The sequence below is a fragment of the Chitinophaga deserti genome (assembly GCF_003149455.1).
Lineage (GTDB): Bacteria > Bacteroidota > Bacteroidia > Chitinophagales > Chitinophagaceae > Chitinophaga > Chitinophaga deserti.
The window spans coordinates 479907-495888 of sequence record NZ_QFFK01000003.1; the positions used below are offsets into that span (position 1 = coordinate 479907).

Genomic DNA, 15982 nt, shown 5'->3' on the forward strand with positions numbered 1-15982 from the left:
AAACCCTCCCTTTTTTCTATGAAAAAGATCATCATTTTATTGTTGCCCATGCTTGCATGCGGAACTGCTTTTGCCCAACTCTCTCCCGGAGAATTTTCCGAAGTCCGGCTGAACAGCACCTACGTCAACACGATTAAACCCGGCTTCTGGTCGTCAAATTTCCGGTCCGGGCTTATCCATGAATCTACAGGTTCAATTAATTACGGCATTTATGGTGATTCACTCAGCGGGTTCAGATTTCGCTGGCTGGCTCATAACAATACTGCCATTAGTTACAATACCGATGAAAGATTGATTATGCATCTGGATAATACCGGAGTACTGAATGTTAAGACAGGCATCGTATCACCTAATCCCATTTTTGGAAGTAACATTAATTCAAAATATAATAAAGTAGTGATCTTAGGCCCGAATCAGCCGGCAGGTGTTGACAGCAAACGTGATATTTCATTTGAGTTTCAGAATGCAGGTAAAACAATGATCCGTTCTTACCGGGGTGGTTCATGGGATACCTATATGCAATTCCTTACCAATCCGGCTTCCAACGCAGGCTATGTGGATCCTATCGTGCATATGCATATAAACCACGACGGGAAGGTCGGTATCGGTACCACCACTCCCCAAAGTCTCCTGGCCGTTAACGGCGATATCACCGCCAAAAAAGTAAAAGTTACCCAGACAGGCTGGCCCGATTATGTGTTCGATCCTGCCTTTGACCTCCGGCCACTGCTCCAGGTTGAAGCACATATCCTCCGTGAGCGCAGACTGCCCGATGTGCCTTCTGCCACTGAAATTGAAAAGAAAGGACTCGACATTGGAGAAATGCAAAAGATCCAGATGCAGAAAATCGAAGAAATAACGTTGTATCTTATCGAACTGAAAAAAGAAAATGATAAGCTGAAGGATAAAGTAGCCGCGCTCGAAAAAGAGAGTCAGGCGCTAAAGGCTGCTGCATCCGGAAATAAACCTTAAACAGACATGACCATTAAATCGGTATTCCTTTCTCTATTCGCACTTGCGGGCCTCGCTGCCTGCAATACCCGCGGGCCGGAAGGCGCGGCGCCTAAAACGCCCGTACAGCTCATTCCCCTGCCCGCCAGGCTCACTGAAACGGCAGACTCCTTCCTGCTCGACAAGCAAACCGTACTCGTAGCAGCCACAGAGGCCGACCGGCAAACTGCCGGGCTATTCAATGAGTGGTTCAGCTCCCTCAGCGGCTTTGAGTTACAGGTAAAAGATAGTGGCAGCATGAACGCCATCGTGTTCAGCACCCGCCCTGCCGGGGAAAAGGCCATTGCAGAAGCGTACCAGCTTAAAGTCGGGAAAGATCTCATAACCATCGAGGGCGACGATGCAGCCGGTACTTTTTACGGCATGCAAACCCTCATCCAGCTGATGCCCGTACAATCAGCACCGGCCTACTGGCTGCCGGGAGTCAACATCTCCGACCAGCCGCGATTCGCATACAGAGGCCTCCACCTCGATGTATGCCGTCACTTCTTCCCCGTTTCTTTCGTTAAAAAGTACATCGACCTGCTGTCGATGCACAAAATGAATACCTTCCACTGGCACCTGACAGACGATCAGGGCTGGCGCATCGAAATCAAGCGCTACCCCAAACTCCAGGAGATCGCCAGCAGAAGGAAAGAAACCATGGAAGGCCGGTATGCCGACAACAAATTCGATGGTAAACCATATGGTGGTTTTTATACGCAGGAAGATATCAAGGAAGTAGTGGCTTACGCGGCAGAGCGCCATGTTACCGTGATCCCTGAAATCGAAATGCCGGGCCATGCCCTCGCAGCACTCGCAGCATATCCCAACCTGGGATGTACCGGCGGACCGTATGCGGTAGGCACCAAATGGGGCGTGCTCGACGATGTGTTCTGCGCAGGCAACGACTCCACTTTCCAGTTCCTGCAAAACGTTCTGGAAGAGGTCATGATCCTTTTCCCTTCCACTTACATCCACATCGGTGGCGATGAATGCCCCAAGGTGCGCTGGGATAAATGCCCCAAATGCCAGGCCCGTATGAAAGCGGAAGGCCTGAAAGACGGCCATGCCCTTCAGAGCTATTTCATCCGCCGGATGGAAAAGTGGCTGAATGAAAAAGGCCGTCAGATTATTGGCTGGGATGAGATCCTCGAAGGAGGCCTTGCCCCTAACGCTACCGTAATGAGCTGGCGGGGTATCGAAGGCGGCATAGCAGCGGCTAAGCAGCATCACGATGTAATCATGACACCCGGTGGCTTCGTGTACTTCGACCATTACCAGTCGCAGGGCAAGAACGAGCCCCTCGCCATCGGCGGCTTTACGCCGGTAAGCAAGGTATATGGATACGATCCGGTGCCTGAAGGGCTTACACCTAAAGAAGCATCTTACATTAAGGGAGCACAGGCTAACCTGTGGACGGAATATATCGGCAGTCCGGAGCATGCGGAATACATGGTATATCCCCGTGCGGTAGCGCTGGCGGAAGTGCTGTGGTCGCCCAAAGAGAAGAAAGATTTCGACGGCTTCCTCGAAAGGCTGAAGCGCCACCTCCCCCGCCTCGAGAAGAAAGGCGTGAACTATGCCAAGCATGTATTTGAAGTGCGCCCCACCGTGGAGAGCAACGGCAAAAACGGCGTACAGGTACGCCTCGATGCAAAGCTGGATGGTGGTAAGGTTGTGTTTACCACAGACAGCTCGGCACCCGATATGAACGCCACTGCCTATACCGGCCCCATCCCGGTAACCCAAACCGGTACCATCCGGGCTATTGTGTTGCAGGATAGCAAGCCTTATGGCAACGAATGGCAGCAGCGGTTCCTTTTCCATAAGGCGCTGGGAAGAACGCCGGAGCTGCCGCGTACACCGCACCAGAACTACAATCCGGGCGCATTCACCCTTGTAAACGGGATTGAAGGTGTGCCGGAGTTCAACGATAACCAGTGGACTGCCTGGAGCGGCGGTACGGCCGTAGCGGTAGTTGATCTGGGCGACAGCACTCAGATTACGCAGGTGGGCCTCAACTACCTCGCCAACAGGGAACAATGGATTTATCCGCCCAAAGAGATGAAGGTGGAAGTTTCCGAAGACGGTAAGCATTTCAAAGAAGTGCTGCTGCGGAAAGAGCCGGGTGGCAATGGCATAGTACGCTGGCGTGTGGGCCTTACTGATGTGAAAGGGCGGTATGTGAAGTTCACCCTCCGTGCGCTGGACAGGATACCGGATGGTGCACCGGGCAAAGGAGAGCCTGCATGGCTCTTTATAGACGAGCTGATCGTGCAGTAATGAAAAAGCCGGATCTTACGATCCGGCTTTTTTTCTTTCAGACCACCGTTCAAGAGCGGCGGACTTGTTTCTTCATCTGTATGCTATTCGTGACTCAATTAATAAATATTCCCTATGACGCTATGAAAATCTTTATCTGGTGACCCAAAGAGTCCATTTTGCATCGAATTTGTACCATTCCCCGCGGGGGCCCTGCCATTTCCATTCGGGCACTTCTTCAAAGTTTTTACCATCATCGTTGGTCCACCACAACTTCCCTTCCCCTATTTTCAGCCATTTATTCTGTTTATCGGCCCACATGCCTTCTGGTACTTCAGACCAGTCGCGGCCATTGGGGCTCCACCAGAGGCGGGCATTTTTGTCCAGCTTATACCAGTAGCTTTTACCGTCTTTATACGCGGCCCAGGCGCCTGTTCTGGATTTAACCCATTTGGCTTCCCTTTCGGAGGTGATTACCGGCTGGCCAGATCTGTCATGTTGAGAAATACCCATTCCCAGCAGGAAGGTGGCACTGGCTGCCAAAAGGATCAGTTTGTTCATCATGTGGTTTTCGTTGTAAATGATTGGTTACTGACTGGTTATTGAGGTTACCCCGCCTGCCCCGGTGCCGCTCCGTAAGGGAGGTGGTCTGCCGGTTTGTTAACAGGAGGTTGATAGTAATTACGGAGCTGCCATGCATTTGGATTTAAGAAGGAGAAACGGGGCCGGAAATAGTTAATCATAAATTTTCGAGAACATTCCCTGTATTTTATTTAATTTTCCGGCTCGTTTTTGAAAACGCATTAAAAAACAGAACAATGACCATCAATCACCAGGAAATTGAACTGATCGACAGTTTCGAACAGATTTCCGTGGACATCCACCCTGACGCGAAGGAAGGCTCCAAAGCCGTAGCCAGGGAGATCGCTGCTCTTATACGTGAAAAGCAGGCTGCTAATGAACCTGCCGTATTAGGTCTTGCCACCGGATCCACTCCGAAGTACCTTTATGCAGAGCTGGTTCGCCTCCACAAAGAAGAAGGCCTCAGCTTTAAAAACGTGGTAACCTTTAACCTCGACGAGTACTACCCTATCGAACCGGATGCCCTGCAGAGCTACAACCGCTTTATGAAAGAGCATTTGTTCAATCACATCGACATTCCCACCGAGAATTACAATATCCCCGACGGCACTGTTCCCAAAGAGCAGATCAAGCAGTACGCGGAAGCTTACGAGCGTAAGATCGAAACCGTTGGCGGTATCGACATCCAGATCCTGGGTATCGGTAACAACGGCCACATCGGCTTCAACGAACCCGGTTCCAATGTAAACTCCCACACCCGCCTGGTAACGCTGGATAACAGCACCCGCCTCGCGAATGCCTACGAGTTCTCCAACATGAGCCAGGTACCCCGTTTAGCCATTACCGCCGGCATCGGCACCATCATGAAGGCTAAAAAGGTGATCCTCCTCGCCTGGGGCCAGCACAAAGCCAAAATCGTACGCCGCTCCGTAGAAGGCAGCAGCACCGATCAGGTACCTGCTTCCCTTCTGCAACAGCACCCCAACTGCAAATTCGTGATCGATGAGCAGGCTGCAGCGGAGCTTACCCGTAACAAGGAACCCTGGCTCACCGGCGACTGTGAATGGACGCCCCTGCTCACCCGCAAGGCAGTAACAAGCCTCGCGCTGAAGCTGAACAAGCCCATCCTCATGCTCACCGATAAGGATTATAATAACAACGGCCTGAACGATCTGATCGTACAGTACGGTTCCGCATATGAGCTGAATATCAAGGAATTCAACGCTATCCGCGATACCATTACCGGCTGGCCCGGCGGCAAACCCGGTGCACAGCTTCCTAACCATCCGGAACGCTCCACACCGGCAAAGAAACGCGCCCTCATCTTCAGCCCCCACCCCGATGATGATATCATCTCCATGGGCGGCACCTTCATCCGTCTGCACGAGCAGGGCCACGATGTGCATGTAGCTTACCAGACTTCCGGCAACATCGCGGTAACCGATGAGTTCGTTCTCCGCTTTATCGACTTCGCCGTAGGTTTCGAAGGCATGTTCGACATCGACCGCAGCAAAAGCTCCCAGATCCTGGAAGACGCGAAATCTTTCATCGCCAGCAAGAAGCCCAGCCAGAAAGACACCCCTGAGATCCGTGCCATCAAAGGCCTGATCCGCCGTGGTGAAGCGAAAGCTACCTGCCGCTACGTAGGCGTAGGCGACGATCATGCGCACTTCCAGAACCTGCCCTTCTACGAAACAGGCCTCGTGGAAAAGAAACCCATGGGTCCTGAAGACGTGAAGCTGACCGTAGAACTCCTCCGCGAACTGAAGCCCCAGCAGATTTACTGCGCAGGCGACCTCGCAGACCCGCATGGCACCCACAAGGTTTGCCTCGACGTGATCTTCGCAGCACTCGAAATCGTGAAGAATGACGATTGGGCGAAAGATTGCTGGGTTTGGCTGTACAAAGGCGCATGGCAGGAATGGGATATCCACGAGATCGAAATGGCCGTGCCCATGAGCCCCGACCAGATCATGCAGAAACGCCTCGGTATCTTCATTCACCAGAGCCAGAAAGACGTGGTTCCCTTCCAGGGTGCCGACGCCCGCGAGTTCTGGCAGCGCGCTGAAGAGCGTAATGCCAACACTGCGGACATGTACGACAAACTGGGCCTGCAGAAGTACGCCGCCATGGAAGCTTTCGTGCGCTACCACTTCATGTAAAGTCAACTTTAGAGATATGTTTGAGACGGTCCGGGTGCATAACCCGGACCTTTTTTGTTTTATGCACACCTGTGCATAATCCGGCCCGCGCCGCTTCGCGATGATTCATTAACTTTGAATGATATGACATTAACCCTCCTTTTCGTACTGATGGCAGGGCTGTTTGCCGGCGGCCTGGGCGGCTGGCTCCTCCTTCGCCGTTTTTATGTACCGAAGCACGAACTGGCCCAGCGGCTGAGCCGGGAACAGGTAGACGAAGGATATGTAACCCGCGAAATGTACGACAGCACCCTCTTTACACTACACCAGCGCGATCAGGACCTGAAAACAAAGGAAACCGAGATCCGCACACTCCTTGCCCGTGTGGCCGCCGCAGATAAAGAAAAAGAGCAGCTTTCGCAGATGGGAGAGCAATTGAAGCAGATACACGAAAGCAACCGCCAGGAGTTCTCCAACCTCGCTAACGACATCCTCCGCCAGAAAAGCCGCGATTTCCTCGAAACCAACAAGCTTTCCCTCGATCATTTACTGGCTCCCCTGCAGTCGGATATCGGGCAGTTCCGCAAAACCATTGAAGCCACGCGCAAGGAAGATATCCAGGACCTCACCTCCCTGAAAAAAGAAATCGAATCCCTCCAGCAGCTCAATATCCGCCTCAGTGAAGATGCACAGCGCCTCGCCAGCGCCCTCAAATCCGATGTAAAAGTACAGGGCAACTGGGGGGAAGACCGCCTGCGGCTCATCCTCGAATCGGAAGGGCTGCAGAAATACATCGACTACACCAGCGAAGAAGTACACCGCGACCGCGAGGAAGCCCGCAATTACCGGCCCGACTTCATCCTTAAACTGCCCGACGGCAAGCATCTCATTATCGACAGCAAGGTGAGCCTCAATTCCTATGTGGCTTATTTCAACACACAGGACCCCGAAGAAAAGAAGCTCCATATCAAACAACTCGTACGCAGCATCAACGAACATATCGACGAGCTCGGCGCCCGCAACTACCAGCGCCTCGGCACTCTCAAATCTCCCGACTTCGTATTCATGTTCATGCACTTTGAACCCGCCCTCACTTTGGCACTGAACGAAAGTCCGGAAATCTTCAACCGTGCCCTCAGCAAGAAAGTAGTACTGATCACCCCTTCCACCCTCGTAGCCACGTTCAAGATCGTGCGGCAGCTGTGGCAGCATGAAAACAGGGCAAGGAATGTGGACGAGATTTTCCGCCAGTGCGGCCTCCTGTACGATAAGTTCATCCTTTTCCTCGAAGAAATGCAGGGCATGGGAGAGCATATCAACAAAGCAGGCATGGCCTATACCGAAGCCATGAACCGCCTGAAAGAAGGTAAACGCAAGGGCGATACCATTATCGGTAAACTTGAACAGATCAGGGATCTGGATGCTAAAACCACCAAATCCCTGCCCAGAGATATTGCAAATGACATGGACATCCGGTTCCCTGACGACGGACTCAAAGCCATCCCGGGGAATGGTTAAAACCCCGAAGAACAATGATCAACGTGCAACCTTTCTCCCCTGAATATGCGGGGCAGATCTATGATTTCATCCTCCACATCCAGCAAAAGGAATTTGGACTGCCCGTAACCCGAGAGCAGCAGCCCGACCTCGCCGATATCCCTGGTGTGTACCAGCAGGGTATCAGTAACTTCTGGATTGCGGAACATAACGGCCGGCTCATCGGCACCATTTCACTGATGGATCTTGGCGAAGGAAAAGGCGCCCTTCGTAAGATGTTCGTTCACCAGGACTACCGTGGCCGCGAACACGGTGTTGCCCTCCGGCTGCTGGAAGCCCTGAAGGAATGGGCACGAACACATGAATATTCCGACATCTACCTCGGCACCGCCGAAATACTCCACGCCGCCCACCGCTTCTATGAAAAGAACGGATTTGTGCAGGTGGAAAGAAACGTAATCCCCGACGGGCCTTACATCATGCCGGTAGACAAAAAATTCTATCATTATCAACTCTGACACAGCAATGCGCATCCGTATTTTCCAGCACGCATTTTTTGAAGGGCCCGCCGCCATTGCGGAATGGGCGGAAGAGAGGGGCCATACCCTTGAATACACCCGTTTCTATGACAACGATCCCCTGCCCGCCGCGGCCGATGTGGATATGCTCGTAATCATGGGCGGACCGATGAGTGTGAATGAAACCGATAAATACCCCTGGCTCCGTAACGAGATCGCCTTTATCAACGACGCGGTAGAATCCGGTAAGCCCGTTCTCGGTGTATGCCTCGGCTCCCAATTACTGGCTGCCTCCCTCGGTGCCAAAGTATACCCGAACACCGAAAAAGAGATAGGCTGGTTCCCCGTTGCGTTTAAAGCCCCCTGGGCGCCCGATACGCTCACCGTTTGCCACTGGCATGGCGATACCTTCGACCTGCCCGAAGGGGCCGTACTTCTGGCGGAATCGCCCGTTACAAGGAACCAGGCTTTTCAGTTCGGAAACAACGCCGTAGGTCTGCAATTCCATATGGAGATGACGCCGGCTTCGCTGGAAGGTATGATTGAAGCCTGCGGGCACGATCTGCAGGAAAGCAAATGGGTACAAAGTGTCGAAGTACTTCGCCAGGGCCTGCATCATACCAGGGCAGCCACGGCCCCCCTCTTCCGGCTGCTCGATTCACTGGAACAAAATGGCGTACATTAGCATATGGCAAAAAAGGTAGCATTACTGATCGTGGGCGGCGGCCCCATTGGCCTCGCCTGCGCACTGGCAGCGCAGCAACAGGGACTGGATTATGTGGTGATCGAAAAGGGCTGCCTCGTGAATTCCCTCTACCGGTACCCCATCAACATGACCTTCTTCTCCACCAGCGAAAAACTGGAGATAGGCGGTATCCCTTTCGTTTCCAACAATGCCAAGCCCACCCGGCCCGAAGCACTCGAATATTACCGCCGTGTAGCCGTGAGTAAAAACGTCTGCATCCACCTGTTTGAAAAAGTAGTTACCATCAAACCTGCAGACACCGGCTATACCGTGATCACGGATAAAGCAGTGTACGAAGCCGCAAACATCGTGGTGGCTACAGGCTTCTACGATATTCCCAACCTGCTCCGCATTCCCGGGGAAGACCTTCCCAAAGTAACCCACTACTACAAAGACCCCCACTATTACGCCACGCGCAAAGTGATCGTGGTTGGCGCTAATAATTCCGCTGTAGATGCCGCGCTGGAAACCTACCGCAAAGGGGCCGATGTAACTATGGTAATCCGGGAAGAAGGGATCGGGAGGCGGGTAAAATATTGGGTAAAACCGGATATAGAGAACCGGATAAAAGAAGGGAGCATCAAAGCCTATTTCCATTCAACACTTGCAGGCATCCGGGAGCAGGAAGCAGATATCCTTACACCCGAAGGGGTTATCACCATCCCGAACGATTTCGTGATTGCCACCACGGGCTATCAGCCCGATTTCCATTTCCTGGAGAATGCAGGCATCCAGCTGTCGGCCGACGGGGTAAAGGAGCCTGTGTATAACGAAGACACGATGGAAACCAATATGCCCGGCATCTACCTTGCCGGTGTGGTTTGCGGGGGTATGAACACGCACGTATGGTTCATCGAGAACTCCCGTGAACATGCGGATAAAATCATCCGCCATATTGCCGCAAAAACTAAATGATATTGACTTCGCGCTCGAGTACCACGCCGAATTTCTCCTTCACACTGTCTACCACCTTCCACGACAATTCCACGATATCTTCCCCTGCCGCATGCCCGTAGTTAACGAGCACCAGCGCCTGGCGTTCGTGTACGCCTGCATCACCGTTACGGTATCCTTTCCAGCCGGCCTGCTCTATGAGCCAGCCTGCAGCCAGTTTGAAATGCCCATTGGCCAGCGGGTAAGCCACTATGTTAGGGAAGGCAAGTTTCAGTGATTCATATGTTTCGGCAGTTACTTCCGGATTCTTGAAGAAGCTGCCGGCATTACCGATCTCCGCAGGATTAGGGAGTTTGGAAGAACGGATATTGATAACGGCCTGGCTGATATTCCGGATCGTCAGTTCCTTTGCGCCCATACGCTCCAGCTCCTGCTCAATGGCGCCGTAGCTGGTATTGAATACCGGCTTTTTGGAGAGCCGGTAAGTAACATTAAGTATGGCGAACTGATCTTTATACTGATGCTTGAACACGCTTTCGCGGTACCCGAAAGCACAGGCTTCCCGGTCGAACACACGCACTTCCCTGTCGTGCAGATGAAATGCTTCCAGCTCATGGAAAACATCCTTGATTTCCACGCCATATGCCCCGATGTTTTGCATGGGGCTGGCACCTACGTTGCCGGGGATGAGGGAAAGGTTTTCCAGTCCGCCGAGCCCTTTCGCGATGCAGTCCATCACAAACTGGTGCCAGTTTTCACCGGCGCCGGCTTTTACGTACACATAATCAGCATCTTCCCGGATGGAAGTAATTCCTTTGATTTCATTCTTTAAAATGATACCATCAAAATCTTTGGTGAGCAGGATGTTGCTGCCGCCGCCGAGGATGAGCCGGGGCAGGGTGGCGTACTGCGGATCCAGCAGCAGGGTTTCCAGCTGTTCGCGGGAATGGAAGGAAGCGAAATACCGGGATACGGCATCTATACCAAATGTGTTGTAAGGCCGGAGCGAAACATTTTCTAATACCCTCATATGCAAGTGTTCAAATGTCCTATCTTTAATAACGGAACAAATATAATCAACATTCATATGCGGGGAACAGCAATTGTGATCGGGGCCACAGGCCTCATTGGTTCTCTACTGGTACAGGATCTCCTGAAAAACAGCCAGTTCACAAAAGTAAAAGCGCTGCTGCGCAAACCCCTCCCCCTGCGCGACGGGCGGCTGGAGCAGGTAGTGGTAGACTTCACGGATGATATGGCCCTGGAGTCTGTCCTTCACGGCGATGTACTGTTCTGCTGTATCGGTACCACTATCAAAAAAGCCGGCAGCCAGGAAGCATTTAATGCTGTTGACTATGCAATTCCGGTTCGCTGTGGCACCATCGCCAGGAAAAACGGGATCACCCAGTTCCACCTCGTTTCTTCCATCGGCGCACAGGCCTCTTCCAAAAACTTCTACCTCCGCACCAAAGGCCGTACAGAAGCGGCACTGCGTGCGTTACAATTCCCCTCACTCTTTATTTACCAGCCCAGCTTCCTCACCGGCAACCGGAAAGAAGTACGCTTTGGTGAACAGATCGCGATCATGCTCATGCCTGTTTTCAGCTTTCTTATGCGCGGCAGATGGCGCAAATACCGTCCGGTAAAAGCGGAAAATGTAGCCGGTAAAATGCGGGAATTATCAGAAAGCGGGAAAACCGGTGTGCATTACATTCTCTTCCACCAGACTTAACATTTACACACAGTCTACATCCGGGATGATGATGACGGAGCGGAACTGCTTTTCTATAGTGAGCTGCAGGAACATCTCCTTCGCCAGCTGCTTTATTTGCGTGATCTTCTTACTATCCTTCGGCAGCTTAATTAGCATTTCCTGCAGATAGAAACCTCTCACACGGGTTACCAGCGGCGCGGCAGGCCCTACCAGCTGGTGGCCCAGTTGCGGCTTCAGCCAGTTGCCCAGCACCATGGCGGCCTGTTCAACCGTTTGCTGCTGCTTATGCTTCAAAGTAATTTTCATGAGCCGGTAAAACGGCGGATAACCGAATTGCTCCCGCTCCGCGATCTCGCTTTCATACATCTTGCGGTAGTTATGCTCCACCACAAATTGCAGGATAGGATGCCGCGTATTACTGGCCTGGATCACTACTTTGCCTTTCCCGTCCCTTCGCCCGGAGCGGCCGCTTACCTGCTCCATCAGCTGGAAGGCACGCTCGTTCACCCGGAAGTCGGGGTAGCTTAGCAGACTGTCGGCACTGAGGATGCCCACGAGGTTTACATTCTCGAAATCCAGTCCTTTCACCACCATCTGCGTGCCCACAAGGATATCGATCTCCCGTTGTTCCAGCAGCTGGATCATTTTGTTATGACTGTCCTTATTCCGGATAGCGTCGAGATCCATACGGGCGATGCGTGCTTTGGGAAACAGCGCCACCAGGTCTTCCTCGATCTTTTCGGTACCGAAATTTTTTGTCTGCAGCGTTTGACTGCCGCAGGCACCGCATATGTGAATGTAAGGATATCGCGTACCGCAATAGTGGCAGCTGAGCTTATCCTGGTACTTATGATATGTGAGGGATACATCGCACTGTTTGCAGTTGGGTATCCAGCCGCAGGTGGTGCAGATGATAAAGGGGGCGTATCCGCGGCGGTTTTGGAAAAGGATCACCTGTTTCTTATCCGCCAGCGATTGTTCGATCTGCTTGCGCAGCACCGAAGTAAAATTGCTCACCACTTCTTTCAGCGCCAGTTCCTTCTTCATGTCCACGATTTCGATGTCGGGCATGTCTATACCGCCGTAGCGTTCCTGCAATTCCACGAGGGCATATTTGCCCTGTTTGGCGTTGAAGTAGCTTTCCAGCGCGGGGGTGGCAGAGCCCAGGAGTACTTTGGCTTTGAAAAGACTGGCGTAATATATAGCCGCGTCCCGCGCATGGTAGCGTGGGGCGGGTTCGTGTTGTTTAAAGGAAGGGTCGTGTTCTTCGTCGAGGATGATGAGGCCAATGTCGCGGAAGGGCAACAGCAGGCTGGATCGTGCGCCCAGCACAATGCGGATCTCCCCGCTTTTTACTTTGTTCCATATCTCCACGCGCTCGTTGTTCGAGAAGCGGGAATGATAGATGCCTACCTGTCCTGCAAAGTGCTTCTGCAGCCTGCGGATGATCTGTGCGGTAAGCGCTATTTCCGGGAGGAGGTATAATACCTGTTTGCCAGAAGCCAGTGCATCCTCGATGAGCTTTACGTAGATCTGCGTTTTACCGCTGGAGGTAACGCCGTGCAGCAGGGCCACCTGTTTATCCTGGAAGCCGTTCCGAATTTCGGCAAGGGCTTTTTCCTGGGCAGGACTCAGTTCAAAATCAACCAGTGTTTCCAGTTTGCCAAGCGGCACCCTGTCTACCTGTCGTTTCTCTACTTTAAGAACACCCTTGTCTACCAGGCCTTTCAGCTGGGCAGCGGAGGCGCCTGATTTCTTCAGGAGTTCACTTTGTACGACGGCGCCCTGCGACCTTACGAGGTGGAGATATGCCAGGAGCAATTCCATCTGTTTGGGAGCGCGTGCCAGTTCATCGAACAGGGGAGCCAGCGCCTCGTCTGTTTCATATGCGGGGCTCAGGATCACATAGTTCTCCAGTTTGGCCTTATAGGATTCCTTCAGCTCTTCGTAAACGAGGCATACCTGCTTTTCGATGAGTTGTTTAATGACGGAATAGATATCGAGGCGGTCGAGAATGAGTTGTACTTCGCCGATGCGGAGTTCCTTACGGATCTGGAGGGCTTCGGCAATAAGGTATTCGTGGTCGTTGAGATCAGTGAAATCGTCGCCATAGGCGTCGTTATACAGCAGTACCGTTTCGCTGGAGAGCTTGAGGTGTGCGGGGAGGGCGGCATTGAGCACATCGCCTTCGTTGCACATGTAATACTGCGCTATCCATTCCCAGAAGGCCAGCTGGGTGGGGTACACCACAGGGTCTTTATCGAGCACATCCTGGATGGGTTTGGTTTTATAGGCCGAAGGGGGCAGCTCGTGGATGCTTTTCACGATGCCTGCATACCGTTTTGCTTTACCGAGTTGAACGGCCACACGGGAGCCGGGCTGGATGGAACCTTCCATCTCAGGGGGTACGGCGTAGGTGTAATTCCGCGGCAGAGCTAAGGGCAATATGACATCGGCGTATTTCATGCGGGCTGGAGCGCCGGAAACTCCCTGTATTTGCGCAGTTCGGCATCCATCAGGTCATATACTTTCTGACGGAGGGCGGGTACGTCTTCAATGGTGAGGCCTTTAACCGGTACCGGCTCCATAAATACCACGCGGCAACGGCCGGGGTTGAAGCTCATAGGATCCAGCTCGGCCAGGCGGGCGCGGCAATCTACATATATCACGGGCCGGATGGCCGTCTGGGTTTCTATTGCTATACGGAAAGCCCCCTGGTGGAAGGGCAGCAGCGGCTGATCGGAATTGTTGGTAGTGCCTTCGGGGAAGATGAGGAGGCTCACTTTGTGCTGGAGCATGAACATCATATCGCGGACAGACTGTACCCGGCCACGGGCGCTGGAACGGTCTACCGGAACCACTGAACGGCTGTAAATCATGCCGAAAAGGGGCACTTTGGAGAGTTCGCTCTTCCCTAGAGGGCGGAAAGGCAGGGGCATTACCTTAACGGCAAGGGCCGCATCGAGGTAACTGGCGTGGTTAGCGAGGTAAATACAGGGTTCTTTGGTGCGGGGGGTGATCCATTTACGGGTTACGATGATGCCCACGGCCGGGAACCATACATGCGCCCAGAAACGCAGGAAATAGAATACCAGGTTCCCTCCCTTCACTTTTCCCAGGAAAGACACGGCCACGATGGGCAGAAGTATCACGAGCATTATGGCCAGCCAGATCACTGCGGCGTACACAACATAAATGCCCTTCAGGATTTTCGATAATACACGCATAAAACCGGCAAGTTACTGTATCCCGGGGAGCTTTTCAAGGGCGGGCCATACATATCGTTCTTTTCATATATCAATAGCCGGAAAAATCCCGGGATGTCGTACCTTTGCCATCCTTATGACAGGTACAAAATCAGTGGCATTTCACACATTAGGCTGTAAACTGAACTTTTCGGAGACATCCACCATCGGGCGGATGATGGAAAAGGACGGTTTCGTGCGGAAGGAATTTGACGATATAGCAGATGTATATGTGATCAACACCTGTTCCGTTACCGATAATGCCGATAAGGAATGCCGGCACCTCGTACGCCGCATTCAGCGCCGCTCCCCCGGCTCCATGGTAGTTATTACCGGCTGCTATGCCCAGCTCAAACCCACGGAGATCGCCAGCATCCCGGGTGTAGACCTGGTACTCGGCGCTGCCGAAAAATTCAATATTGCAGACCATATCCGCGAGCTCACCAAAGGTGATAACGGCGCCAAAGTATGCTCCTGCGACATTGAAGACGTTAACACCTTCCATTCCAGCTATTCCCTGAACGACCGTACCCGTACCTTCCTCAAGGTGCAGGATGGCTGTGATTATACCTGCTCCTTCTGCACCATCCCCATGGCACGGGGCATATCCCGGAGCGACAGTATCGCCAACGTACTGGGTAATGTCCATGAACTGGCGGGCAATGGCGTAAAAGAAATCGTACTCACCGGCGTAAACCTCGGTGATTTCGGGAAAGGCTTCGAAGGAGGAAAAAGAAGGGAAGAATCTTTCTACGATCTTATCCGGGAACTGGATAAGGTAGATGGTATTGAACGCTACCGCATCTCCAGCATCGAACCCAACCTGCTGACCGACGAAATCATCGATTTCGTGGCACAGAGCAATAAGTTCATGCCCCACTTCCACATACCATTGCAGAGCGGCAGTAACGACATCCTCGCACTGATGCGCCGCCGCTACCGCCGTGAGCTGTATACCGAAAAAGTAGCACGCATCAAGGAAAAGATGCCTCATTGCGCTATCGGGGTAGATGTTATTGTGGGCTTCCCCTCAGAAAGCGATGCCCATTTCCAGGTAACATACGACTTCCTCCACGGTCTCGATATCTCCTACTTACACGTATTCACTTACAGTGAGCGCGACAATACCCATGCCCTCACCATTAACCCGGTTGTTCCCGTTAACGTTCGCAACGAACGGAACAAGGCATTGCGCAACCTGAGCCACAAAAAAATGTCGTTCTTCACGGAGCAGCATACCGGCCAAACGCGCAAAGTACTTTTCGAATCGCACGGGAAAGATGGCATGATGGATGGTTATACCGACAACTACATCAAAATCTCCACTCCTTTCCGCGAAGAATGGAGCAACAGATTAGTGGATTGGGAACTGCGCTAAACTCCCTGTTTCC

13 protein-coding genes are annotated in these 15982 nt (G+C 52.6%); 9 read left to right on the forward strand and 4 right to left on the reverse strand.

Going from position 1 to position 15982, the window contains the following annotated elements:
• Positions 1-18 precede the first annotated feature (18 nt).
• The gene (locus DEV76_RS09165; protein WP_109697576.1) at positions 19-972 is read left to right on the forward strand and encodes a bZIP transcription factor; all 954 of its coding nucleotides are present in this window, start codon (positions 19-21) and stop codon (positions 970-972) included.
• A 6-nt stretch (positions 973-978) separates the two neighbouring features.
• A complete protein-coding gene (locus DEV76_RS09170; protein ID WP_109697577.1) occupies positions 979-3276 on the forward strand; it encodes a glycoside hydrolase family 20 protein in 2298 nt (765 codons plus the stop codon).
• A 132-nt stretch (positions 3277-3408) separates the two neighbouring features.
• Here DEV76_RS09170 and DEV76_RS09175 read toward each other — a convergent pair whose 3' ends face one another.
• The gene (locus DEV76_RS09175) at positions 3409-3819 is read right to left on the reverse strand and encodes a hypothetical protein (RefSeq protein WP_109697578.1); all 411 of its coding nucleotides are present in this window, start codon (positions 3817-3819) and stop codon (positions 3409-3411) included.
• A gap of 254 nt (positions 3820-4073) precedes the next feature.
• Here DEV76_RS09175 and nagB point away from each other — a divergent pair, with 254 nt between their 5' ends.
• The 5 genes from nagB (at position 4074) to DEV76_RS09200 (ending at position 9653) form a co-directional block, all read left to right on the forward strand.
• The gene (gene nagB, locus DEV76_RS09180) at positions 4074-5999 is read left to right on the forward strand and encodes a glucosamine-6-phosphate deaminase (protein ID WP_109697579.1); all 1926 of its coding nucleotides are present in this window, start codon (positions 4074-4076) and stop codon (positions 5997-5999) included.
• Between the two features lie 123 nt (positions 6000-6122).
• Complete coding sequence (locus DEV76_RS09185; RefSeq protein ID WP_109697580.1) at positions 6123-7496, forward strand: DNA recombination protein RmuC; 1374 nt, start codon at positions 6123-6125, stop codon at positions 7494-7496.
• 14 nt (positions 7497-7510) lie between these two features.
• Positions 7511-7993 carry a GNAT family N-acetyltransferase gene (locus DEV76_RS09190; RefSeq protein ID WP_109697581.1) on the forward strand — a complete coding sequence of 161 codons (483 nt, stop codon included), beginning with the start codon at positions 7511-7513 and terminating at the stop codon, positions 7991-7993.
• A gap of 7 nt (positions 7994-8000) precedes the next feature.
• Positions 8001-8678: a type 1 glutamine amidotransferase gene (locus DEV76_RS09195; RefSeq protein WP_109697582.1), complete on the forward strand. Its 678-nt coding sequence runs from the start codon at positions 8001-8003 to the stop codon at positions 8676-8678.
• 3 nt (positions 8679-8681) lie between these two features.
• The gene (locus DEV76_RS09200) at positions 8682-9653 is read left to right on the forward strand and encodes a YpdA family putative bacillithiol disulfide reductase (protein ID WP_109697583.1); all 972 of its coding nucleotides are present in this window, start codon (positions 8682-8684) and stop codon (positions 9651-9653) included.
• Here DEV76_RS09200 and murB read toward each other — a convergent pair.
• The gene (gene murB / locus DEV76_RS09205; protein WP_109697584.1) at positions 9646-10662 is read right to left on the reverse strand and encodes a UDP-N-acetylmuramate dehydrogenase; all 1017 of its coding nucleotides are present in this window, start codon (positions 10660-10662) and stop codon (positions 9646-9648) included. The two genes, DEV76_RS09200 and murB, sit on opposite strands and share 8 nt — an antisense overlap.
• Positions 10663-10719: 57 nt before the next feature.
• Between murB and DEV76_RS09210 the strand changes: the two genes are divergently transcribed.
• Positions 10720-11364, forward strand: a complete 645-nt coding sequence (locus DEV76_RS09210; protein WP_157962795.1) for an NAD(P)H-binding protein — start codon at positions 10720-10722, stop codon at positions 11362-11364.
• A gap of 3 nt (positions 11365-11367) precedes the next feature.
• Here the strand turns inward: DEV76_RS09210 and priA are convergent, their stop codons facing one another.
• Both priA and DEV76_RS09220 read right to left on the reverse strand, forming a co-directional pair.
• Entirely contained in the window at positions 11368-13812 is a 2445-nt protein-coding gene (gene priA, locus DEV76_RS09215) for a replication restart helicase PriA (protein WP_109697586.1), read from the reverse strand.
• Entirely contained in the window at positions 13809-14573 is a 765-nt protein-coding gene (locus tag DEV76_RS09220) for a lysophospholipid acyltransferase family protein (RefSeq protein WP_109697587.1), read from the reverse strand. Before DEV76_RS09220 ends, priA begins: the two co-directional genes overlap by 4 nt.
• A 115-nt stretch (positions 14574-14688) precedes the next feature.
• On the opposite strand from DEV76_RS09220, the gene mtaB reads away from it, so the two are divergent.
• Positions 14689-15969 (forward strand): tRNA (N(6)-L-threonylcarbamoyladenosine(37)-C(2))-methylthiotransferase MtaB, encoded by a 1281-nt coding sequence (gene mtaB, locus DEV76_RS09225; protein WP_109697588.1) that lies wholly within the window; start codon positions 14689-14691, stop codon positions 15967-15969.
• Positions 15970-15982: the final 13 nt, after the last annotated feature.

Bases quoted from the DNA above. Each gene is read 5' to 3' on its own strand.
- DEV76_RS09165 (WP_109697576.1), top strand. From the start codon at position 19: ATGAAAAAGATCATCATTTTATTGTTGCCCATGCTTGCATGCGGAACT.
- DEV76_RS09170 (WP_109697577.1), top strand. From the start codon at position 979: ATGACCATTAAATCGGTATTCCTTTCTCTATTCGCACTTGCGGGCCTC.
- DEV76_RS09175 (WP_109697578.1), bottom strand. From the start codon at position 3,819: ATGATGAACAAACTGATCCTTTTGGCAGCCAGTGCCACCTTCCTGCTG.
- nagB (WP_109697579.1), top strand. From the start codon at position 4,074: ATGACCATCAATCACCAGGAAATTGAACTGATCGACAGTTTCGAACAG.
- DEV76_RS09185 (WP_109697580.1), top strand. From the start codon at position 6,123: ATGACATTAACCCTCCTTTTCGTACTGATGGCAGGGCTGTTTGCCGGC.
- DEV76_RS09190 (WP_109697581.1), top strand. From the start codon at position 7,511: ATGATCAACGTGCAACCTTTCTCCCCTGAATATGCGGGGCAGATCTAT.
- DEV76_RS09195 (WP_109697582.1), top strand. From the start codon at position 8,001: ATGCGCATCCGTATTTTCCAGCACGCATTTTTTGAAGGGCCCGCCGCC.
- DEV76_RS09200 (WP_109697583.1), top strand. From the start codon at position 8,682: ATGGCAAAAAAGGTAGCATTACTGATCGTGGGCGGCGGCCCCATTGGC.
- murB (WP_109697584.1), bottom strand. From the start codon at position 10,662: ATGAGGGTATTAGAAAATGTTTCGCTCCGGCCTTACAACACATTTGGT.
- DEV76_RS09210 (WP_157962795.1), top strand. From the start codon at position 10,720: ATGCGGGGAACAGCAATTGTGATCGGGGCCACAGGCCTCATTGGTTCT.
- priA (WP_109697586.1), bottom strand. From the start codon at position 13,812: ATGAAATACGCCGATGTCATATTGCCCTTAGCTCTGCCGCGGAATTAC.
- DEV76_RS09220 (WP_109697587.1), bottom strand. From the start codon at position 14,573: ATGCGTGTATTATCGAAAATCCTGAAGGGCATTTATGTTGTGTACGCC.
- mtaB (WP_109697588.1), top strand. From the start codon at position 14,689: ATGACAGGTACAAAATCAGTGGCATTTCACACATTAGGCTGTAAACTG.